At 73.9% G+C, this 24853-nt stretch carries 1 protein-coding gene; it reads right to left on the minus strand.

The features are described 5' to 3' along the window. Nucleotides 1-28: 28 nt before the first annotated feature. Nucleotides 29-24622 (minus strand): type I polyketide synthase, encoded by a 24594-nt coding sequence (locus KHP12_RS20900; RefSeq protein WP_211833445.1) that lies wholly within the window; start codon nt 24620-24622, stop codon nt 29-31. Nucleotides 24623-24853: the final 231 nt, after the last annotated feature.

Raw genomic sequence — 24853 nt, forward strand, 5'->3', positions numbered from 1 at the left:
GTCAGTTGAATTGAGGGCGGTCATCACGTCAGGACCTTCCGAATTCATTGTTGATGATGTCGAAGATGTCTTCGGCGGAGGCGGCGTCGAGATCGAGTTCATCGTCGTCGGCACCGTCGGCGCCCGCCGCGTTCTCGTTCTCGTTCCAGGTCCGCAACAGCGCTTCGAGGCGTGCGGTGACCCGCTCGCGTTCCGTCGCGTCGTCCGAGACGTTGGAAAGGGTGAATTCCAGCTTGTCGATTTCGGCGAGGACGGGGAGTCCGGGTGTGGTGTCCTCGCCGAGCAGGTCGGCGCGCAGTACACCGGCGAGCGCGCTGGGTGTCGGGTGGTCGAAGACCAGCGTGGCGGTGAGCTGGAGTCCGGTGGCCGCGTTGAGCCGGTTGCGGAGTTCGACGGCGGTGAGGGAGTCGAAGCCCAGCTCCTTGAAGGCCCGGCCCGCCTGGACGGCCGTGGTGTCGTCGTGTCCGAGGACGGCGGCGACCTCCGTACGGACGAGGTCGAGCAGGACCTTCTCGGCCTCGGGCCCGGTGAGCCCCGCGAGCCGCTGCCGCAGGGACTCCGCCGGTGCCTCGGCCGAACCGCCGCCGGTACCGTCCGCGCCCTCCGCCGGGTCCGCCGCGAGGGCGGCACGCACCTCGGGCAGATCGGCGATGAGCGGGCGGGGGCGGGCTGCGGCGAAGACGGGCGCGAAGCGGCCCCAGTCGACGTCGGCCACGGCCACGGCGGTCTCGTTCCGGTCCAGCGCCTGCTGGAGTGCGGCGATGGCGGAGTGCGGGGCCATCGCCGGCAGGCCACGGCGGCGCAGTTGCTCGGCCGCCTCGTCGTCGGCGACGAGCCCGCCGTCCGCCCACGGGCCCCAGGCCACCGAGGTGGCGGTGAGGCCACGGGCCCGGCGCTGTTCGGCCAGCGCGTCCAGGAAGGCGTTTCCGGCCGCGTAGGCGCCCTGGCCGCCACTGCCCCACACCCCGGCGATCGAGGAGAAGAGCACGAAGGCGTCCAGCTCGGTGTCGCCGAGCAGCGCGTCCAGGTGGGCCGCGCCCGCCACCTTGGCGGCCACCACATCGGCGACATCGGCCGGGGTGGTCTCCGCGAGCGGTGCGAACTGCCCGGCACCCGCCGTGTGCACGACGGCCGTGAGCGGGTGCTGTGGGTGTCCGTCGCGGATCCGGGCCAGCAGCCCGGCCACCGCGTCCCGGTCGGTGACATCGCAGGCGGCGACGGTCACCTGGGCGCCGGACGCGGCGAGTTCGTCGCGCAGCTCGGCGGCGCCGGGGGCGTCGGGGCCGCGGCGGCTGGTGAGCACCAGATGCTCGGCGCCGTTCTCCGCCAGCCAGCGGGCCACGTGGGCGCCCAGTGCGCCGGTGCCGCCGGTGACCAGGACCGTGCCGCGCGGCCGCCAGGGCGCGCCGGTGGCCGGGGCACGCTCGGCGTGGGCGAGCCGGCGGGCCAGCACTCCGGCCGTACGGATCGCCAGCTGGTCCTCGTCGCCGTCGCCGTGTCCGCCGAGCACCCCGGCCAGGCGGTCGGCGGCCCGTTCGTCGAGCGTGGCGGGCAGGTCGATCAGACCGCCCCAGCGCTCCGGGTGCTCCAGCGCGACCACCCGGCCCAGGCCCCAGATCTGCGCCTGCGCGGCGCTGCCGACCGGCTCCGAGGCGGCGGTGGCGACGGCGCCGGTGGTGGCGCACCACAGCGGGGCGTCCAGTCCCGCGTCGCCGAGCGCCCGCACCAGCACTCCGGTGCGCAGCAGCCCGGTGGGCACGGCGGGGTGGTCGGGGTGCGCACGCTCGTCCAGCGCGAGCAGCGACAGCACCCCGTGCACGGGCTCGTCGGCCGCGGCCCGGCGGATCCGGTCGGCCAGGGCGTCCCGGTCGAGGTCCGCGCCGTCGGCCGCGATGCGCCGGATGTCGGCGCCCCGGTCGGCCAGCGCGGCCACGACACGCCGCACGGTGTCGGCGTGGCCCGCGGACGCGGCCGGTTCGGCGACCAGCCAGACGCCGGGGGCGGCGGCGAGCCGGGGCTCCTCCAGCGGCTTCCAGGTGACGCGGTAGCGCCAGCCGTCGAGCGCGGACTGCTCGCGCTCACGCCGCCGCCACGCGGACAGCGCCGGGAGCAGCGCGCTGAGCGGCTGGTCCACATCGATGCCCACGGCGTCCGACAGCGAGGCGAGGTCGTCGCCCTCGACCGCCGCCCAGAACCGGGCACCGGCCGTGTCGTCGGCCGTGGCCTCCTGGCCGGGCGTGGGGTGCGGGGTGCCCTCGAGCCAGTAGCGCCGCCGCTGGAACGCGTACGTGGGCAGCTCGACGCGGCGGGCGCCGGTCCCGGCGAACAGCGCCTCCCAGTCCAGCGCCGCGCCCCGGACGTGCAGCGTGGCGAGGGCGCCGGTCAGCGTCTCGGTCTCGGGGCGCCCGGCGCGCAGCATGGGCACGAAGGCCACGTCCTCGGCGCCCTCGTCCCCGGCGGTGACACAGTCCTGCGCCATGGCGGACAGCACCCCGTCCGGGCCCAGTTCGACGTAGGTGGTGACGCCCTGTGCCTCCAGGGCGCGCACCCCGTCGAGGAAGCGGACGGCGTGGCGGACGTGGCGCACCCAGTAGTCGGCGGCCATGCCCAGCTCGTCGGAGATCTGCTGTCCGGTGACGGTGGAGACGATCGGGATGCGCGGCGCGTTGTAGGTCAGCCCCTCGGCGACCTTGCGGAACTCGGCGAGCATGCCGTCCATCAGCGGGGAGTGGAACGCGTGGCTCACGGTGAGCCGCTTGGTCTTGCGGCCCCGCTCCTGGAACGACGCCGCGATCGCGACGGCCGCGTCCTCGTCGCCCGCGATGACCACCGACGTGGGCCCGTTGAGCGCGGCGATGCCGACACGCTCGGTGAGCAGCGGCTCGACCTCGTCCTCCGCCGCCTGGAGCGCGATCATCGCGCCGCCGGAGGGCAGTTCCTGCATCAGCCGGCCGCGCGCGGCCACCAGCGTGGCGGCGTCCTCCAGCGACAGCACCCCGGCCACCTGCGCCGCGGCCAGCTCGCCGATGGAGTGCCCGGTCAGGACGTCCGGCCGCAGCCCGGCGGCCTCGGCCAGCCGGAACAGCGCCACCTCGACGGCGAACAGCGCGGGCTGGGTGAACCCGGTCCGGTCCAGCGGCTCCTTCGTGTCCCCGAACAGCACGTCGTACAGCGGCCGTTCCAGGTGCCGGTCCAGCTCGGCGCAGACCGCGTCCAGCGCCTCCGCGAAGACGGGGCTGGCCTCGTACAGCTCACGGCCCATGCCGAGCCGCTGGCTGCCCTGCCCGGTGAAGAGCACGGCGGTACGGCCCTGCGCGGGCACGCCCCGGACCAGCTGCGCGGCGGACTCGCCGCGCGCCAGGGCGGTCAGCCCCGCGAGCAGCCGGTCCCGGTCCTGGCCGAGGACCACCGCGCGGTGCTCCAGGGCGGACCGGGTGGTGGCCAGCGAGTACGCCACGTCCACCGCGTCGAGCCCGGCGTCGGCCTCGAGGTGGGCGCGCAGCCGCTCGGCCTGGGCGCGCAGCGCGTCCTCGCCCTTGGCCGACAGCGGCCAGGCCACCACATCGGGCCGGACGAGCGGGTGCCGCGGTGCGGCTTCCCCGGCGGTCTCGTCGTGGACCGGTGCCTGCTCCAGCACCGTATGGGCGTTGGTGCCGCTGAAGCCGAACGAGGAGACGCCCGCGCGGCGCGGACGGCCGGTCTCCGGCCACTCCACCTGCTCGGTCAGCAGCGACACCGCGCCCGCCGACCAGTCCACGTGCGACGACGGCTCGTCCACGTGCAGCGTCCGCGGCAGCACACCGTGCCGCATCGCCAGCACCATCTTGATGACCCCCGCGACACCGGCCGCGGCCTGGGTGTGGCCGATGTTGGACTTGATGGCGCCCAGCCACAGCGGCCGGTCCGCGTCCCGCTCCTGCCCGTACGTGGCGAGCAGCGCCTGCGCCTCGATCGGGTCGCCGAGCCGGGTGCCGGTGCCATGGGCCTCGACCGCGTCCACGTCGGCGGCGGACAGGCCCGCACCGGCCAGCGCCTGGCGGATGACCCGCTGCTGGGCGGGGCCGTTGGGCGCGGTCAGACCGTTGGAGGCGCCGTCCTGGTTGATGGCGGAGCCACGGACGAGCGCCAGCACCGGGTGGCCGTTGCGGCGGGCGTCCGACAGCCGCTCCACGAGCAGCATGCCCACGCCCTCGCCCCAGCCGGTGCCGTCAGCGCCGTCCGCGAACGCCTTGCAGCGGCCGTCCGGGGCCAGCCCGCGCTGACGGCTGAACTCGATGTACGCGCCGGGGCTGGACATGACCGTCACACCGCCCGCGAGCGCGAGCGAGCACTCGCCCTGGCGCAGCGCCTGGATCGCCCAGTGCAGCGCCACCAGCGACGACGAGCAGGCCGTGTCGACGGTGACCGCCGGGCCCTCCAGGCCGAAGGTGTAGGCGAGCCGGCCGGAGACCACGCTGGCCGCGTTGCCCGTGCCCAGGTAGCCCTCGACGCCCTCGGGGACGGTGTGCAGCGAGGCGTCGTAGTCCTGTCCGTTGGAGCCGACGAAGACTCCGGCGGAGGTGCCGCGCAGCGCCGCCGGGTCGATGCCCGCGCGCTCGAACGCCTCCCACGAGGTCTCCAGCAGCAGCCGCTGCTGCGGGTCCATGGCCAGCGCCTCACGCGGCGAGATCCCGAAGAACGCGGCGTCGAAGTGGCCCGCGTCGTAGAGGAATCCGCCCTCGCGTGCGTAGAAGGTGCCGCGCGTGTCCGGGTCCGGGTCGTACAGCGCGTCCAGGTCCCAGCCGCGGTCGGCCGGGAACTCGGCGATGGCGTCCCCGCCCGCGGTGAGCAGCTGCCACAGCTCCTCGGGCGACCGCACCCCGCCCGGGAAACGGCAGCTCATGGCGACGATGGCGATCGGGTCGTCATCAGCGGCGGCCGTCACTGAAGCAGGGCGGGAAGCGTCGGTGCTGGTCCCGATGAGCTCGCCGCGCAGATAGCCCGCGAGGGCGGAGGCCGTCGGGTAGTCGAAGACCAGGGTGGCGGGCAGCCGGACACCGCTGGCGGCACCGAGCCGGTTGCGCAGCTCGACGGCGGTCAGCGAGTCGAAGCCCAGCTCGCCGAAGGCACGGTCGGCGCCGATGGACTCCGAGCCGTCGTGTCCGAGCACCGCGGCCACCTGCGTACGGACCAGGTCCAGCAGCAGCCGGTCCCGCTCCGCCGCGCCCAGCCCGGCCAGCCGGGTGGCGAGCGAGGAGCCGTCGGCGGCGGGCTCGGTGGCGGTGGCCTCCGCCGCCGCGCGGATCTCCGGGAGCTCCGCGAGCAGACGGCTGGGCCGGGCGGCGGTGAAGTCCGGTGCGAACCGGTCCCAGTCGATGTCCGCGACCGTGACCACGGTGTCGTCGAGGTCGAGCGCCCGCTGGAGCGCGCCGATCGCCAACTCGGCGTCCATCGGCGGCAGTCCGCCGCGCCGCAGCCGCTGCTCCAGCGCCTCGTCCGTGGCCATCCCGCCCTCGGCCCACGGGCCCCAGGCGATCGAGGTGGCGGGCAGGCCCTCGGCGCGGCGCCGCTCGGCGAGCGCGTCCACGTAGGCGTTGGCGGCCGCGTAGTTGCCCTGTCCGGCGGCGCCGAACGTGCCGCTGATCGAGGAGAACAGCACGAAGGCCGACAGCTCCCGATCGCGCGTCAGCTCGTCGAGATGGGCCGCGGCGGCCGCCTTGGCGCGCAGGACGCCGGTGAAGCGCTCGGGGGTGAGCGAGTCCAGGACGCCGTCGTCCAGCACCCCGGCCGTGTGCACCACACCGGTCAGCGGAAGCTCGGCCGGGATGTCGGCGAGGAGCGCCTCGACCTGGGCGCGGTCGGCCACATCGCACGCGGCGACCGTCACCCGGGCCCCGGATGCGGCGAGTTCGTCGCGCAGCTCGGCGGCTCCGGGGGCGTCGGGGCCACGGCGGCTGGTGAGCAGCACATGTTCGGCGCCGCCCGCGACCAGCCAGCGGGCCACCTGTGCGCCCAGCGCGCCCGTACCGCCGGTGACCAGGGTCGTACCGGCACCCGGGCGCCAGGAACCGCCGGCGGACGCGGACGCGGGCACGGAGGCCCGGACGAGGCGGCGTCCGAACACGCCCGACGCCCGCACCGCCACCTGGTCCTCGCCACCGCTACTGGCACCGACACCGGCACCGGCACCGGCCAGCACCTCCGCCAGCCGCCCCAGCGCACGCTCGTCGGCCGTCTCCGGGAGGTCGACCAGACCGCCCCAGCGCTCGGGCACCTCCAGCGCGGCCACCCGTCCCAGACCCCAGAGCCGCGCCTGCGCGGGGCTGACCGTTCCGTCCGAACGGCCCACGGCCACCGCGCCCCGCGTGGCCACCCACAGCGGCGCGCCGATGCCCGCGTCGCCAAGGGCCTGCGTCAGCGCGGCCGTCCGCAGCAGCCCATCGCCATCGCTGTCGCTGTCGCTGTCGCTGTCCGCGAGGGCCAGCAGGGAGAGCACACCGCCGGTCACGGGCGTGTCGCCGATGGCCATGGCCATCCGTTCGGCCACCGTGGCGCGGTCGTCGTCGGCGGTCAGCTCGACGCGGCGTACGTCGAGGCCACGGTCGTTCAGCAGCCGTACGGCACCCGCGACCCAGGCGTCCTCGGCCGCCTCGGCCGGTACCACCACGAGCCAGCCGCCGCTCGGGGACGCGGCGGAACGGTCGGTGACCGGCTTCCACGACACCCGGTAGCGCCAGCGGTCCACCGTCGAACGCTCCGACTGCTGCCGCCGCCACGCCGACAGCGAGGGCAGCAGGGCCTCCAGCGCGCCGCTGTCCTCGGTGCCGAGGTTCAGGGTCTCGGCGAGCGAGGCCAGGTCCGCATGCTCGACGGCCTCCCAGAAGCGGGCGTCGACGGCGCTCTGAGCCGTGGCCTCGGGGGTGGCGGTGGCCGTCCGCACGTCCAGCCAGTAGCGCCGCCGCTGGAAGGCGTACGTCGGCAGCTCCACGCGCCGCGTGCCGGTTCCGGCGTAGAACGCCTCCCAGTCCGGGGAGAGCCCCCGGGTGTGCAGGGCGGCGAGGGCGGTGGTGATGGTCTCGGCCTCGGGTCGGCCACCGCGCAGGGCGGCGACGAAGCCCGCCGTGTCACCTTCGGTGAGGCAGTCCTGGCCCATGGCGGAGAGCACGCCGTCGGGGCCGAGTTCGAGGTAGGTGGTGACGCCCTGGGCCTCGAGGGTGCGGACGCCGTCGAGGAAGCGGACGGCCTCGCGGACGTGGCGCACCCAGAAGTCGGGAGTCGCGATCTCCTCGGCGGAGACCACGTTCCCGGTGAGGTTGGAGACGATCGGGATGCGCGGGGCCTCGTACGACAGGCCCTCCGCGACCTCGCGGAACGCCTCCAACATGCCGTCCATACGCGGCGAGTGGAACGCATGGCTCACCGTGAGCCGCTTGGTCTTACGGCCCTGGGCCTCGAAACCAGAAGCGATCGCGACAGCCGCGTCCTCGTCACCCGCGATGACCACGGAGGCCGGGCCGTTGAGCGCGGCGATGCTGACCCGCTCGGTCAGCAGCGGCGCGACCTCGTCCTCCGACGCCTGCACCGCGATCATCGCGCCACCCGCCGGAAGCGCCTGCATCAACCGCCCACGCGCCGCCACCAACTTCGCCGCATCCGCCAGCGACAAGACACCCGCCACATGCGCGGCGGCCAGCTCACCGATCGAATGCCCGGAGAGGAAATCGGGCCGCAGCCCCCACGCCTCCGAAACCAGCCGGAACAACGCCACCTCAACCGCGAACAACGCGGGCTGAGTGAACCCCGTCCGATCCAGCGCCTCGGCGTCACCCCCGAACACCACCTCACGAAGCGGCCGCTCAAGATGCGCGTCCAACTCATCGCACACCGCGTCGAACGCCTCCGCGAACACCGGATAGGCGTCGTACAGCTCACGCCCCATCCCCAGCCGCTGGCTCCCCTGCCCGGTGAACAGGAAGGCCAGCTTCCCGGCCACCGGCGAGCCCTGGACCAGGCCCGTGGCCGGTTCGCCGGAGGCCAGCGCCTCCAGGGCGCGCAGGAAGCCCTCGCGGCCGTCGGCCACCAGCACCGCGCGGTCCTCGAAGGCGGTGCGCCCGGCGGCGAGGGTGTAGCCGATGGCGGCCAGGTCCACGTCCTCGTCGGTGGCGCGCAGCCGGTCGCGCAGGCGGCGGGCCTGGTCGCGCAGCGCGTCGCCGCCCACGGCCGACAGCGGCCACGGCAGCACCGGCGGTACGGCGGACGGCCGCGCCGCCGCGTCCTCGCGATCCTCGGCGGCCGGCGGCTGCTCGATGATGGTGTGCGCGTTGGTGCCGCTGATGCCGAACGACGACACACCGGCGCGGCGCGGACGGCCGGTCTCCGGCCACGCCATCGGCTCGGTCAGCAGCGAGACCGCGCCGTCCTCCCAGTCGACGTTCGGGGAGGGCGCGTCCACGTGCAGCGTCCGCGGCAGCACACCGTGCCGCATGGCCATCACCATCTTGATGATGCCCGCGACACCCGCGGCGGCCTGCGTGTGGCCGATGTTGGACTTGATGGACCCCAGCCACAACGGCCGATCCCCGTCCCGCTGCTGCCCGTAGGTGGCGAGCAGCGCCTGCGCCTCGATCGGGTCGCCCAGCGTCGTGCCCGTGCCATGCGCCTCGACGACATCCACCTCGCCGGTCGCCAGCCCGGCGGTGGCCAGCGCCTGTCGGATGACACGCTGCTGCGACGGCCCGTTCGGCGCCGTCAGACCATTGGACGCACCGTCCTGGTTGATGGCCGAGCCCCGGACCACCGCGAGCACCGGGTGTCCGTTGCGCCGCGCGTCCGACAGCCGCTCCACGAGCAGCATGCCCGCGCCCTCGGCCCAGCCCGTGCCATCCGCACCGGCCGCGAACGACTTGCAGCGGCCGTCGGTGGCCAGGCCGCGCTGACGGCTGAAGTCGATGAACGTCTCGGGCGTGGCCATGACCGCCACACCACCCGCCAGCGCCATCGTGCACTCGCCCGCGCGCAGCGCCTGGATCGCCCAGTGCAGCGCCACCAGCGACGACGAGCACGCCGTGTCCACGGTGACCGCCGGGCCTTCGAGGCCGAAGGTGTACGCCACCCGGCCGGAGGCGATGGAGCCCGCGTTGCCGGTGCCGATGTAACCCTCGACGCCGTCGGGGATGCCGTCGAGGCCGGTCACGTAGTCGTGGTACATGACGCCCGCGAAGACGCCGACACGGCTGCCACGCACACTCACCGGGTCGATGCCCGCCCGCTCGAACGCCTCCCACGACGTCTCCAGCAGCAACCGCTGCTGCGGATCCATCGCCAGCGCCTCACGCGGCGAGATCCCGAAGAAGTCCGGGTCGAAGTCGGCGGCGTCGTGGAGGAATCCGCCCTCGCGGGTGTACGAGGTGCCCGCGTGGTCGGGGTCCGGGTGGTAGAGGCCGTCGAGGTCCCAGCCACGGTCCACGGGGAAGCCGGAGATGCCGTCGCCGCCGGTGGCGATGAGCTCCCACAGCTCCTCCGGGGTGCGCACCCCGCCCGGGTAGCGGCAGCTCATGCCGACGATGACGATCGGGTCGTCGTCGAGCGCCGGGGCCGCCCCCGTCCGTACGGGAACGAGGGGCGCGGTGGTCTCCTCGGCGCCCAGCAGCTCCTCGCGCAGATGGCCGGCGAGGGCGGTGGGGGTCGGGTAGTCGAAGACGAGCGTCGCCGGGAGGCGCAGCCCGGTGACGGTCTTGAGGTCGTTGCGGAGTTCGACGGCGGTGAGCGAGTCGAAGCCCAGCTCCTTGAACGCCCGCCCGGCCTCGACCGCGTCCGGGCCCGCGTAGCCGAGCACCGCGGCGACCCGGCCGCACACCAACTCCAGCAGCTCACGGTCCTGTTCGGGCCGGGTGAGCCCGGCGAGGCGCTGGGCGAGCGAGGAGCCGTCGGCGGTGGCGGCGGTGGCGGCGGCCCGCCGGACCGGGGTCCGCACCAGGCCGCGGAACAGGGCCGGGACGGTCCCGGTCGCCGTGGCCTCGGTGCGCAGCCCCGCGTAGTCGAGCCGCATCGGGAACAGCACGGCGGCGCCGTCGGCGCGGGCCGCGTCGAAGAGCGCGAGCCCCTCGTCGGCGGCGATCGGGGCGACCCCGCCGCGCGCGATGCGCCGCAGGTCCACCTCGTCCAGCTCGCTGCCCATGCCCGCACCGGCCCACAGGCCCCAGGCCAGCGCGGTGGCCGGGAGCCCCTGGGCGACGCGGTGCTGGGCGAGCGCCTCAAGGAAGGAGTTGGCGGCGGCGTAGCTCGCCTGTCCGGGCGCGCCGAACACGGCGGCGGCACCGGAGAACAGCACGAACGCGGACAGCTGGTGATCGCGTGTCAGCTCGTGCAGGTTCAGCGCCGCGTCCACCTTGGGGCGCAGTACGTGTGCCACCCGCTCGGGCGTCAGCGAGCCGAGGATGCCGTCGTCCAGGACGCCCGCCGTGTGCACCACGGCGGTCAGCGGATGCTCGGCCGGGACGGCGGCCAGGGTCGCGGCGAGCGCGTCGCGTTCGGCCACGTCGCAGGCCGCCCAGGTGACGGTGGCACCGGCCGCCGTGAGCTCGGCGCCCAGCTCCTCGGCGCCGTCGGCGTCGGCGCCACGGCGGCTGACCAGCAGCAGGTGGCGTACGCCGTGGGTGGAGACGAGGTGGCGGGCGAAGAGGCCGCCGAGGGTTCCGGAGGCACCGGTGATCAGGACGGTCCCGTTGGGGTCGTACGACGGGACGGTGACGGTTTCCGCGCCGGTGCTTTCGGTGTTTGTGTCGTCCGTGACCGGCACCCGCGCCAGCCGTGGCGCGAGCGCCACGCCCGCGCGCAGCGCCAGCTCCGCCTCGTCCACGCCGAGCGCGGCGGGCACCGTACGGTACGAGCCCTCCTCGCCGTCCACGTCCAGCAGCACCAGACGGCCCGGGTTCTCCGACTGCGCGGAGCGGAACAGACCGCGCACCGCGGCGTACGGCAGATCCGCCACGCCCGCGCCCGGCTCGGTCTCCACCGCGCCCCTGGTCAGCAGCGCCAGCCGCGCCCCGGCGAACCGCTCATCGGCCAGCCACTCCTGGAGCAGGGCGAGCATGGCCCGTGTGGCCTCGTGTACGGCCGACGCGTCGCCGTCGCCACCGGTAGCGCTCAGCAGGACGGTGCCGGGCGCGGGTGCCCCGGACTCCACGGCCCTGCGCAGCACCGCCAGATCGCGGTACGCGGCGAGCCGGACCCCGGGCCCGAACGCGCCCTCCAGCGCGGCCAGTTCGGCGGCGTCCGCGCCGAGCACCGCCCAGTCGCCCGTGACCGCGCCGGTCGCGGGCGCCGGAACCGCCGTCCAGTCCAGCCGGAACAGCGACTCGTGCAGCCCGCCGCGCGCCGCGCGCACCTGGTCGGCCGAGGCCGCCCGCAGCGCCACGGACTCGACCGTGGCCACCGGACGGCCCGTGCCGTCGGCCACCAGCAGCGAGACCGCGTTCGACGACCGCTCGGACAGCCGCACCCGCAGCGCACCGGCCCCGGCCGCGTGCAGCTGGACGCCGTTCCACGCGAACGGCAGCAGCGCGCCCTCGGCCAGTGCCGACTCGCGGTCGGCACTGTCGAGGCCGATGACGTGCAGCGCGGCGTCGAGCAGGGCCGGGTGCAGCCCGAACCGCTCGGCCTCGGCCCCCGACGTCAGTGGCGCGTCCTCGGGGAAGCCCACCTCGGCGTAGAGGTTCTCGCCGAGCCGCCAGGCGCCCTTGAGCCCCTGGAACACCGGCCCGTAGCCGAGGCCCGCCCCGGCCAGCTCCTCGTACAGCCCCTCGACCGCGATCGGCGTCGCGCCCTGCGGCGGCCAGACGGCCAGCTCATCGGGCTGGTCGGACGCGGGCGTCCGGGCGCCGGGTGCGAGCACACCGGTGGCGTGGCGCGTCCACGGCTCGGTGCCGAGCGCGTCCTGCCGACGCGAGTGCAGGCTGAAGGAACGGCGGCCGGACTCGTCCGGACCGTCCACGACGAGCTGCACCCGCACCCCGGTGTGCTCGGGCAGCACGAGCGGGGCTTCGAGGGTCAGTTCGTCCAGCCGCTCACAGCCGACCTGGGCGCCCGCCGTGCTCGCCAGCTCGACGAAGGCGGTGCCGGGCAGCAGCACGGTGTCCACGACGGCGTGGTCGGCCAGCCAGGGGTGGGTGCGGGTGGAGAGCACCCCGGTGAGCAGGAGGCCATCGGCGTCCGCGAGCGCGACGGCGGCGCCGAGGAGCGGGTGGTCGATGTCGCCCAGCCCGATCGACTCGGGGTCGCCCGCCGCGAGGGCGGCGGCGCTGGGCCAGTAGCGCTGCCGCTGGAAGGCGTAGGTGGGCAGCTCGGCCGGGTCCACGGGGGCGGCGCCCGCACCGGCGAACACGGCCGCCCAGTCGGGCGTCACACCACGGACGTGCGCGCGTGCGACGGCCGAGAGCAGTGCCTCGGCCTCGGGGCGGTCCTTCCGCAGGGCGGCGGCGAAGGCGGGCTCATCGCCGCCTGTCACGCATTCCTGGCCCATGGCGGAGAGGACGCCGTCGGGGCCGAGTTCGAGGTAGGTGGTGACGCCCTGGGCCTCGAGGGTGCGGATGCCGTCGAGGAAGCGGACGGCCTCGCGGACGTGGCGGACCCAGAAGTCGGGGGTGGTGATCTCCTCGGCGGAGACGACGTTTCCGGTGAGGTTGGAAACGATGGGGATGCGCGGGGCCTCGTACGACAGCTCCTGCGCGACCTCGCGGAACGCGTCCAGCATGCCGTCCATGCGCGGCGAGTGGAACGCGTGGCTGACGGTGAGTCGCTTGGTCTTACGGCCCTGGGCCTCGAAACCGGCGGCGATCTCCAGCGCCGCGTCCTCATCACCCGCGATGACCACGGAGGTCGGGCCGTTGAGCGCGGCGATCGAGACGCGCTCGGTGAGCAGCGGCGCGACCTCGTCCTCGGACGCCTGGACGGCGATCATCGCGCCACCGGTGGGCAACTCCTGCATCAGACGGCCACGCGCCGCCACCAGCTTGGCGGCATCGGCGAGCGAGAGCACACCCGCCCCATGCGCGGCGGCCAGCTCACCAATCGAATGCCCGGACAGGAAGTCCGGCGTCAGACCCCACGCCTCAACGAGCCGGAACAGCGCCACCTCAACCGCGAACAACGCGGGCTGAGTGAACCCCGTCCGATCCAGTACCGCCGCGTCATCCCCGAACAGCACATCCCGCAGCGGCCGCTCAAGGTACAGATCCAGATGCGCGCACACCTCATCCAGCGCATCCGCGAACACCGGGAAGGCGTCGTAGAGCTCACGCCCCATACCGAGCCGCTGGCTGCCCTGCCCCGTGAACAGGAACGCCACCTTGCCCTCGGCGACCGTCCCCTCGACCACACCCGGGACGGACTCGCCCCGGGCCAGCGCGTCGAGTGTCCGCAGCAGTTCGTCCCGGTCGCCGACGGTCAGCACCGCACGCCGCTCCAGGGCGGCGCGGCCGACGGCCAGGGCGTGGGCGAGGTCGAGCGGTGCCGCCTCCGGGCGCGACGCGATGTGGGTGTGCAGCCGCGCGGCCTGCTCCCGCAGCGCTTCGGCGTTCTTGGCCGACAGGGCGAACGGCAGAAGGCCGCCGAGACCATTCCGCTCGCGCGCCTCGGCCGGTGCGTCGACCGCCGGAGCCTGCTCGATGATGGTGTGCGCGTTGGTGCCACTGATGCCGAATGACGACACACCGGCGCGGCGCGGACGGCCGGTCTCCGGCCACTCCATCTGCTCGGTCAGCAGCGACACCGCGCCCGCCGACCAGTCCACATGCGGCGACGGCGCGTCCACGTGCAACGTCTGCGGCAACACACCATGCCGCATCGCCAGCACCATCTTGATGATGCCCGCGACACCCGCCGCCGCCTGCGTGTGCCCGATGTTGGACTTGATGGACCCCAGCCACAGCGGCTGCTCCGGGGCACGCTGCTGCCCGTAGGTGGCGAGCAGCGCCTGCGCCTCGATCGGGTCGCCCAGCGTCGTACCCGTGCCATGCGCCTCGACGACATCGACATCGCCGGTCGTCAGCCCGGCGCTGGTCAGCGCCTGTCGGATGACACGCTGCTGCGACGGACCGTTCGGCGCCGTCAGACCATTCGACGCACCGTCCTGGTTGATCGCGCTGCCGCGTACGACCGCCAGCACCGGATGGCCGTGGCGCCGCGCGTCCGACAGCCGCTCGACCAGCAGCATGCCCGCGCCCTCGCCCCAGCCGGTGCCATCCGCACCCGCCGCGAACGCCTTGATCCGGCCATCGGCGGCCAGTCCGCGCTGACGGCTGAAGTCGATGAAGTTCTCGGGGGTGGACATCACCGTGACGCCGCCCGCGAGCGCCATCGTGCACTCGCCCTGCCGCAGCGCCTGCACCGCCAGATGCAGTGCCACCAGCGAAGACGAGCAGGCCGTGTCGACCGTGACGGCCGGGCCTTCGAGGCCGAAGGTGTACGCCACCCGCCCGGACACCACACTCGCCGCGTTGCCCGTGCCCAGATGGCCCTCCAGGCCCTCGGGCGCCTGCATCAGCAGCGACAGATAGTCCTGGCCGTTGGTCCCGGCGAAGACACCGATCTGCTCACCGCGCAGCGCCCCCGGGTCGATCCCGGCCCGCTCGAACGCCTCCCAGGAGGTCTCCAGCAGCAACCGCTGCTGCGGATCCATGGCGAGGGCCTCACGCGGCGAGATCCCGAAGAACGCGGCGTCGAAGTCCCCTGCGTCGTAGAGGAAACCACCCTCACGCGTGTACGACGTCCCCTGACGATCCGGGTCCGGGTCGTACAGGCCCGCCAGATCCCAGCCACGGTCCGACGGGAACTCCGCAATCGCGTCTCCGCCAGACGTCAGCAGCGCCCACAGCTCCTCGGGCGACCGCACCCCACCCGGGAAACGGCAGCTCATCGCCACGATCGCGATCGGATCGTCGGCCACCGCGACCGCCGGAGCCACCACGCCACCGGCCGCCACGGCGTCCGCGCCCAGCAGTTCAGCGCGCAGATGGTCGGCGAGGGCGGTGGCGTTCGGGTAGTCGTAGATGAGCGTGGCGGGCAGCCGCAGGCCGGTCGCCGCATTGAGCCGGTTGCGGAGTTCGACGGCGGTGAGCGAGTCGAAGCCCAGCTCCTTGAAGGCGCGCCCGGCCTCGACCGCCTCGGCCCCGCCGTGCCCCAGCACCGACGCGACCTGCGTACGCACCAGCTCCAGCAGTGTCTGAGCGCGCTCGTTCTCCGTCAGCCCGGACAGCCGCTCCGCGAGTGTGCCGGTCCCGGCGGTGGCGGCCGGGCGCGGCGCGCCCTCGGCGGCCGGCGTCGGACGCGCGGCCCGCACCTCGCCGAACAGCGCGCTCGGCCGTACGGCGGTGAACTCGGCGAGGAACCGGTCCCAGTCGAGGTCCGCGACCGTCACGGTGGTGTCATCGAGGTCCAGCGCCTGCCGCAGCGCGGTGAGCGCCGACTCGGGTGCCATCGGCGGCACTCCGTCGCGGCGCATCCGCCGCTCCAGCGCCTCGTCGGCCGCCATGCCGACCTCGGCCCACGGGCCCCAGGCGATCGAGGTGGCGGGCAGGCCCTGGGCGCGGCGCAGCTCGGCCAGCGCGTCCACGTAGGCGTTGGCCGCCGCGTAGTTGCCCTGACCGGCGGCGCCCACCGACCCGGCGAGCGAGGAGAAGAGGACGAACGCCGAAAGGTCGAGGTCGCGGGTCAGCTCATGGAGGTTCTGCGCCGAGGTGGCCTTGGCGCGCACCACGCGCTCCAGCCGCTCGGCGTCCAACGTGTCCACGAGGCCGTCGTCCAGCACACCGGCCGCGTGGACGACGGCGGTCAGCGGTAGCTCGGCCGGTATGGACGCCAGCAGCTCGGCGAGCGCGTCCCGGTCCGCCACATCACACGCGGCCACCGTCACCCGAGCACCCGAGGCCACGAGCTCATCGCGCAGCTCCGCCGCCCCCGGGGCGTCGAGCCCCCGGCGGCTGGTGAGCACGACATGCTCGGCACCGTTCGCCAGCAGCCAGCGGGCGACATGCGCACCCAGCGCGCCCGTACCGCCCGTCACCAACACCGAACCGGACGCCCGCCAGCCCTCGTCACCGGATGTCCGGAACCCGGAAGCCTCCGTCAGCCGACGCCCGAAGACGCCTGAGGCGCGCACCGCAACCTGGTCCTCGCCCGAGCCACCAGCCCCAGCCTCAGCACCGGCACCGGCACCGGCCAGCACACCCGCCAGCCGTCCCAGCGCACGCTCGTCGGCCGTCTCGGGAAGGTCGACCAGACCGCCCCACCGGTCCGGCAGCTCCAACGCCGCCACCCGGCCAAGCCCCCACACCAACGCCTGACCCGGACGAACCACACCATCCGAACGCCCCACCGACACCGCACCCCGCGTCGCCACCCACAACGGCGCACCCACACCCGCATCACCCAGCGCCTGCACCAACGCAGCCGTACGCAACAGACCGGACTCATCCTCGACCGCCAGCAGGGAGAACACCCCCGCCACCGAACCGCCCACAACCGCCGTCCGCAGCTCCTCCGCCAGCCCGGCGCGCTCCGCCGCGTCCGACTCGACCACGCGCACATCCACACCACGCCCGGCCAGCGTCCGCACCACACCCGTGGCCCAGGCACCCTCGGCCTCGTCCGCCGGGACGACCACCAGCCAGCAGCCACCCAGCACCCCGGTGGCCAACCGCTCCGACACCGGCTGCCACGACACCCGGTAACGCCAGCCGTCCACCGCCGAACGCACCGACTCCTGCCGCCGCCACGACGACAGCGCGGGCAGCGCCTCACCCAGCGAAAGCCCCGGATCCACCGCGAGCTCCGCCGCCAGCGCGGCCACATCCCCGCGCTCCACGACATCCCAGAACCGCCCGTCGACGGCACCGCCCGGCGCGACCTCCGACGCCGCCGGGGCCTCCTCCCACCAGTACCGGGTGCGATGGAAGGCGTAGGTCGGCAGCTCGACGCGCCGGGCCCCGGTGCCCTCGAAGTAGCCGCCCCAGTCCGGGGACTGGCCCCGGACGTGCAGCAGGGCGAGCGCGGTGGTCACCGACTCGGCCTCGGCACGGCCCTTCCGCAGCGTGGCGGCGAACGCGGCGTCCTCGCCGGTCACACACTCCTGCGCCATCGCCGAGAGAACGCCATCGGGGCCGAGCTCGACGAAGGTCGTCACACCCTCCGCTTCCAGCGTCCGCACACCGTCGAGGAAGCGGACGGCCTCGCGGACATGGCGCACCCAGAAGTCGGGGCTGGTGATCTCCTCGGCGGAGACGACGTCACCGGTGAGGTTGGAGACGATCGGGATGCGCGGGGATTCGTAGGTCAGCCCCTCCGCGACCTCGCGGAAGGCGTCCAACATGCCGTCCATACGCGGCGAGTGGAACGCGTGGCTCACCGTGAGCCGCTTGGTCTTCCGGCCCTGGGCCTCGAAACCGGAAGCGATCTCCAGCGCCGCGTCCTCATCACCCGCGATGACCACGGAGGCCGGGCCGTTCAGGGCACCGATCGAGACGCGCTCGGTCAGCAGCGGCGCCACCTCGTCCTCGGACGCCTGGACGGCGATCATCGCGCCACCGGTGGGCAACTCCTGCATCAACCGGCCACGCGCCGCCACCAGCTTGGCGGCATCGGCGAGCGAGAGCACACCCGCCACATGCGCGGCCGCCAACTCACCAATCGAATGCCCGGACAGGAAGTCCGCCCGCAGCCCCCACGCCTCCGAGACCAGCCGGAACAACGCCACCTCAACCGCGAACAACGCGGGCTGAGTGAACCCGGTCTGATCCAGTAGCGCCGCGTCATCCCCGAACAGCACATCCCGCAACGGCCGCTCAAGGTACAGATCCAGATGCGCACACACCTCATCCAGCGCATCCGCGAACACCGGATAGGCGTCGTACAGCTCACGCCCCATCCCCAGCCGCTGACTCCCCTGCCCCGTAAACAGGAACGCCACCTTGCCCTCAGCCACCGTCCCCTCGACCACACCCGGGAAGGACTCGCCCCGGGCCAGCGCGTCCAGGCCCGCCAGGAACGTCTCGCGGTCCGTGGTGACGAGAGCGGCGCGCCGCTCCAGCGCGGCGCGGCTGGTGGCGAGCGAGAAGGCGACGTCGGTCGCGCTCAGCTCGGGGTGGGTGCGCAGGTAGGTGGTCAGCTGTGCGGCCTGGGCGTGCAGCGCCTGCCCGTCCTTCGCCGACAGCAGCCACGGCAGCGCGGTCAGCTCACGCGGCGCGGGCTCCTCGGTCAGGGCAGCCGAAGCGGTCGGGGCCTGCTCGATGATGGTGTGCGCGTTGGTGCCACTGAGCCCGAAGGACGACACGCCCGCGCGGCGCGGACGACCCGTCTCCGGCCACTCCATCTGCTCGGTCAGCAGCGAGACCGCACCCGCCGACCAGTCCACATGCGGCGACGGCGCGTCCACGTGCAACGTCTGCGGCAACACACCGTGCCGCATCGCCAGCACCATCTTGATGATGCCCGCGACACCCGCCGCCGCCTGCGTGTGGCCGATGTTGGACTTGATGGACCCCAGCCACAACGGCCGGTCCCCATCCCGCTCCTGGCCGTACGTGGCCAGCAGCGCCTGCGCCTCGATCGGGTCACCCAGCGTCGTACCCGTACCGTGTGCCTCGACCGCGTCCACATCGCCGGCCGAGAGCCCCGCACCGGCCAGCGCCTGCCGGATCACCCGCTGCTGCGAGGGACCGTTCGGCGCGGTGAGGCCATTGCTCGCACCGTCCTGGTTGATCGCGCTGCCTCGCACGATGGCCAGCACCGGGTGGCCGTTCTGCTCCGCGTCCGAAAGCCGCTCCACCAGCAGCATGCCGACGCCCTCGCCCCAGCCCGTGCCATCCGCACCGGCCGCGAACGCCTTGATCCGGCCGTCCTCCGCGAGTCCGCGCTGACGGCTGAAGTCGACGAACGCCTCCGGCGTGGACATCACCGTGACGCCACCCGCGAGCGCCATCGTGCACTCACCGCCGCGCAGCGCCTGCACCGCCATGTGCAGGGCCACCAGCGACGACGAACACGCCGTGTCCACCGTCACCGCCGGGCCCTCGAGACCGAAGGTGTAGGCGACCCGCCCGGACACCACGCTCGCCGCGTTGCCCGTGCCCAGATGGCCCTCCAGGCCCTCGGGCGGGGTGGATACGAGCCCGGCGTAGTCCTGGCCGTTGGTGCCCGCGAAGACACCGGTACGGCTGCCCCGCAGCGTGGCCGGGTCGATCCCGGCCCGCTCGAACGCCTCCCACGACGTCTCCAACAGCAACCGCTGCTGCGGATCCATCGCCAGCGCCTCACGCGGCGAAATGCCGAAGAACGCGGCGTCGAAGTCCCCTGCGTCGTAGAGGAAACCACCCTCACGCGTGTACGACGTCCCCTGACGATCCGGGTCCGGGTCGTACAGCCCCGCCAGATCCCAGCCACGATCCGACGGGAACTCCGCAATCGCGTCCCCACCGGCCGTCAGCAGCGCCCACAGCTCCTCGGGCGACCGCACCCCACCCGGGAAACGGCAGCTCATCGCCACGATCGCGATCGGATCGTCGGCCACCGCGACCGCCGGAGCCACCACGCCGCCACTCACCGCAGCGTCCGCACCCACCAGCTCCGTCCGCAGATGGTCGGCGAGGGCGGTGGCGTTCGGATAGTCGTAGATGAGCGTGGCGGCCAGGCGCAGGCCCGTCGCCGCGTTCAGCCGGTTGCGGAGCTCGATCGCGGCCAGCGAGTCGAAGCCCAGTTCCTTGAAGGCGCGCCCGGCCTCGACCGCCTCGGCCCCGCCGTGCCCCAGCACCGACGCGACCTGCGCACGCACCAACTCCAGCAGCGCACGGTCCTGTTCTGCCTTCGGCAGGCCGCTCAGGCGCTCGCCGAGCGGGGAGGCGGAGTCGGCGTCGGTGACGACCTTGGCGGTGTCGGCGCCGGTGGCCGCGCCGGGCCCGGGCTCCGCCGCCAGCGCGGCGATCAGCGGGCTGGGCCGTACGGCGGTGAGGGTGCGGGTGAAGTTCTCCCAGTCGATGTCCGCGACCGTCACGGCGGTGTCATCGAGGTCCAGCGCCTGCCGCAGCGCGGCGACGGCCGACTCGGGCGCCATCGGCGGCATGCCCTCGCGGCGCATCCGCCGCTCCATGGCGTCGTCACCGGCCATCCCGGAGTCCGCCCACGGGCCCCAGGCGATCGAGGTGGCGGGCAGGCCCTGGGCGCGCCGCCGCTCGGCCAGCGCGTCCACGTAGGCGTTGGCCGCGGCGTAGTTGCCCTGACCGGCGGCGCCCACCGACCCGGTGATCGAGGAGAAGAGCACGAACGCCGAAAGGTCCAGGTCGCGCGTCAGCTCGTCCAGATGGAGCGCGGCGTCGGCCTTCGCGCGGAGCACCGAGGCGAATCGCTCGGGCGTGAGCGAGTCCAGTACGCCATCGTCCAGCACACCGGCGGCGTGCACGACGGCGGTCAGCGGTAGCTCGGCCGGTATGGACGCCAGCAGCTCGGCGAGCGCGTCCCGGTCCGCCACATCACACGCGGCCACCGTCACCCGAGCACCCGAAGCCGCGAGCTCATCCCGCAGCTCCACCGCGCCCGGAGCCTCCAGCCCCCGGCGGCTGGTGAGCACGACATGCTCGGCACCGTTCGCCACCAGCCAACGGGCCACATGCGCACCCAGCGCGCCCGTACCACCCGTCACCAACACCGAGCCCGAGGCCCGCCAGCCCTCGTCACCCGACGTCCGGGAGCCGACCGCCCGTACCAGCCGGCGCCCGAAGACACCCGAGGCCCGCACCGCGACCTGGTCCTCACCCGAGCCACCGGCCCCGGCACCGGCCCCGGCCCCGGCCAGCACACCCGCCAACCGACCCAGCGCACGCTCATCCACCGACTCCGGCAGATCGACCAGACCGCCCCACCGCTCCGGCAGCTCCAACGCCGCCACCCGGCCAAGCCCCCACACCAACGCCTGACCCGGACGAACCACACCATCCGAACGCCCCACCGACACTGCACCCCGCGTCGCCACCCACAACGGCGCACCCACACCCGCATCACCCAGCGCCTGCACCAACGCCGCCGTACGCAACAGCCCCGACGCGCCATCGCCCTCGTCCACCGCGAGAAGCGACACCACACCCGTCACCGAGGCATCGCCCACCGCCGTACGCAGCTCATCGGCCGCCCCGGCGCGGTCCACCGCGTCCGACTCGACCACGCGCACATCCACACCACGCCCGACCAGCATCCGCACCACACCCGTGGCCCAGACACCCTCGGCCGCACCGCCGGGCACCACAACCACCCAGCAGCCACCCGAAACCGAAACACCAGCCCCGGACCGCTCCGACACCGGCTGCCACGACACCCGGTAACGCCAGCCGTCCACCGCCGAACGCACCGACTCCTGCCGCCGCCACGACGACAACGCGGGCAGCGCCTCACCCAGCGAAACCCCCGGATCCACCGCGAGCTCCGCCGCCAGCGCGGCCACATCCCCGCGCTCCACCACATCCCAGAACCGCCCGTCCACCGCCGAGCCCGGCCCGGCCTCCGCCGCCGTTCCGGCCTGAGCCGGGGCCGGGGCGTTGAGCCAGTACTGCTGGCGCTGGAAGGCGTAGGTGGGCAGGTCGATCGTGCGGGCGCCGGTGGTGGCGTAGGGGGCGGCCCAGTCGGCCTTCTCGCCCCGGACGTACGCCAGCGCCACGGCCGCCGTCAGGGTCTCCGCCTCGGGGCGCCCGCCGCGCAGCACGGCGGCGTACGCGGTGCCGTCGGCGTCGGGCAGACAGTCCTGGGCCATGGCGGTGAGCACGGCGTCGGGGCCGAGCTCCAGGAAGGTGGTGGCGCCCTTGTCGGCCAGGGTGCGCACGCCGTCGAGGAAGCGGACGGCCTCGCGGACGTGGCGCACCCAGTACTCGGGCGAGCACAGCTCCTCGGCGGTGGCGACGCGCCCGGTGACGGTGGAGACCACGGGGATGCGCGGCGGTGCGTACTCCAGCACCTGCGCGACCCGCCGGAACTCGGCGAGCATGCCGTCCATCAGCGGGGAGTGGAACGCGTGGCTCACGGCGAGCCGCTTGGTCTTCCGACCCCGCGCCTCAAAACCGGAAGCGATCTCCAGCGCGTCCTCCTCGGCGCCGGAGACGACGACGGACTGGGGGCCGTTGATCGCGGCGATGCCGATCCGGTCCTCGCGCCCGGCGAGCAGCGGCAGCACCTCGTCCTCCGACGCCTGCACCGCGACCATCGCGCCACCCTCGGCGAGCTCCTGCATCAGCCGGCCACGGGCGGCGACCAGCGCGGCGGCGTCCTCCAGGGACAGCACACCCGCCACATGGGCGGCCGCGAGCTCGCCGATGGAGTGTCCGGCGAGCAGTTCGGGGCGCAGCCCCCAGGACTCGAGGAGGCGGTAGAGCGCGACCTCGATGGCGAACAGGGCGGGCTGGGTGTAGTCGGTGCGGTCCAGCAGGGCGGCCTCGGGGCTGCCCTCCTCGGCGAAGAGCACGTCGAGGAGCGGGCGTTCGAGCTGCTCCTCGAGGTACCAGCAGGCGTCGTCGAGGGCTTCGGCGAAGACGGGGTAGGCGGCGTGGAGCTCGCGGCCCGTGCCGAGGCGCTGGCTGCCCTGGCCGGTGAACAGCAGGGCGAGCTTTCCGGCGGCGGGGGCGCCGCGCACGACGGACGGCCCGTCGCCGCCGTCGGCGAGGGTGCGCAGGGCCGAGCGGAAGCCGTCGCGGTCGCCGGCGAGGAGCACGGCGCGCTGTTCGAAGGTGGCGCGGGTGGTGGCCAGGGAGTGGCCGACGTCGGTGAGGGCGAGGCCGGGGTCGGCCTCCAGCAGCGCGTACAGCCGCTCGGCCTGGCCCTGGAGCGCGTCGGTGGTCTTCGCGGAGAGGGCCCAGGGCAGCAGGGCGGGTTCGGCGGAACCCTGGGGCTCCTCGGACTCGTTCCGCTCCGCGTCCTCGACCGGCGGCTGCTCGATGATGGCGTGCGCGTTGGTGCCGCTCATGCCGAACGACGAGACGCCCGCGCGGCGCGGGCGGTCGCTCTCCGGCCAGGGCCGCGCCTCGGTCAGCAGCTCGATGTCACCGGCGGTCCAGTCGACGTGCGGGGTCGGCTCGTCCACGTGCAGCGTCCGCGGCAGCACTCCGTGCCGCATCGCCATGACCATCTTGATGATGCCGCCGACACCGGCCGCGGACTGGGTGTGGCCGATGTTGGACTTGAGCGAGCCGAGCCACAGCGGCCGGTCCGCCTCGCGGTCCCGGCCGTAGGTGGCGAGCAGCGCCTGGGCCTCGATGGGGTCGCCGAGCGTCGTACCGGTGCCGTGGGCCTCGACCGTGTCGACCTCGGCGGGCGTGAGTCCGGCGTTGGCGAGGGCCTGGCGGATGACGCGCTGCTGGGCGGGGCCGCTGGGGGCGGTGAGTCCGTTGCTGGCGCCGTCCTGGTTGATGGCGGTGCCACGGACGACGGCGAGGACCCGGTGACCGTTCTTTCGGGCCTCCGAGAGCCGCTCGACGAGCAGCATGCCGACGCCCTCGCCCCAGGCGGTGCCGTCGGCCGCGGCGGCGAAGGGCTTGCAGCGGCCGTCGGGGGCGAGGCCGCGCTGGCGGCTGAAGGCGATGAACGAGCCGGGGTTGGCCATGACCGCCGCGCCACCGGCGAGCGCCATCGTGCACTCGCCCGCGCGCAGCGCCTGGACGGCCAGGTGCAGCGCCACCAGGGAGGAGGAGCAGGCGGTGTCGACGGTGACGGTGGGGCCCTCGAAGCCGAAGGTGTAGGCGATCCGGCCGGAGGCGACGCTGGCGGCGTTGCCGGTGACCAGATAGCCCTCGAAGCCCTGCTCGGCCTCGTGCAGCCGGGGGCCGTAGTCCTGGGTCTCGGCGCCGACGAACACACCGGTCCGGCCGCCCCGGAGGACCGCGGGGTCGATACCGGCGCGTTCGAAGACCTCCCAGGAGGTCTCCAGCAGCAGCCGCTGCTGCGGATCCATCGCGAGGGCCTCGCGCGGGGAGATTCCGAAGAACGCCGGGTCGAACTCATCGGCGTCGTGCAGGAATCCGCCTTCGCGGGTATAGCTGCTGCCCGGCCGGTCCGGGTCGGGGTCGTAAAGTCCGGCGAGATCCCAGCCCCGGCTCACCGGGAATTCGGAGATGACGTCTTTTCCGCCCGCGACGATTTCCCAGAGTTCTTCGGGGGAGCCGACCTCACCGGGGAACCGGCAGCTCATTCCGACAATGGCGATGGGCTCGTCGGCGGCCGCCGGGCCCATTCCGGCGTCGGCCGGGGAAGCGTCGGAGTCGTCGTCCGCACCGAGCAGTTCGGCCCGAACATGGCGGGCGAGGTCGGCGGGGGTGGGGTGGTCGAAGGCGAGGGTGACCGGCAGCCGCAGTCCGGTGGCGGCGGTCAGCCGGGCGTGCAGATCGACCGTGGCGAGGGAGTCGAAGCCCAGGTCGAGGAAGGGACGCTCGGGGTCGAGAAGGTCCGGTGCCTTGTCCTTGAGGGCCTGTTCGACGATCTCGCCGACCCAGGCGGTGAGGGCCTCGGCGCGCTCGGCCTCGGGGAGCGCGGCGAGCCGGTCACGCCAGGGGGACGCCCCTTCGGGGCTCGTACCCCCCTTTTCGGTGTGCTCGGGCGTGAAATCCACGGACTCACTCACCATCGCGCGCCCCATTACCCTCGCAGACATAACACCAAGACCGTACGTCAGCTTTACACAGGGCAGGGCGACCAGAAACCCCTTCAAACCCCCTATGGACCCCTATCATCCCTTTGGGGTCCCGTATCCGAGGAGTCTCGCGCAATGGCCACCGTTAATTCACCAGAGTGCATGAGAATTCCGGTGGCGACAAGGATCTCGAGCAAATAATGCGCCCACTATTCAGTTTTTCGG

The organism is Streptomyces asiaticus, assembly GCF_018138715.1.
GTDB lineage: Bacteria > Actinomycetota > Actinomycetes > Streptomycetales > Streptomycetaceae > Streptomyces > Streptomyces asiaticus.

What these genes read in the sequence shown, in the direction of transcription:
- KHP12_RS20900 (WP_211833445.1), bottom strand. Translation starts at nt 24,622, where the DNA reads ATGGTGAGTGAGTCCGTGGATTTCACGCCCGAGCACACCGAAAAGGGG.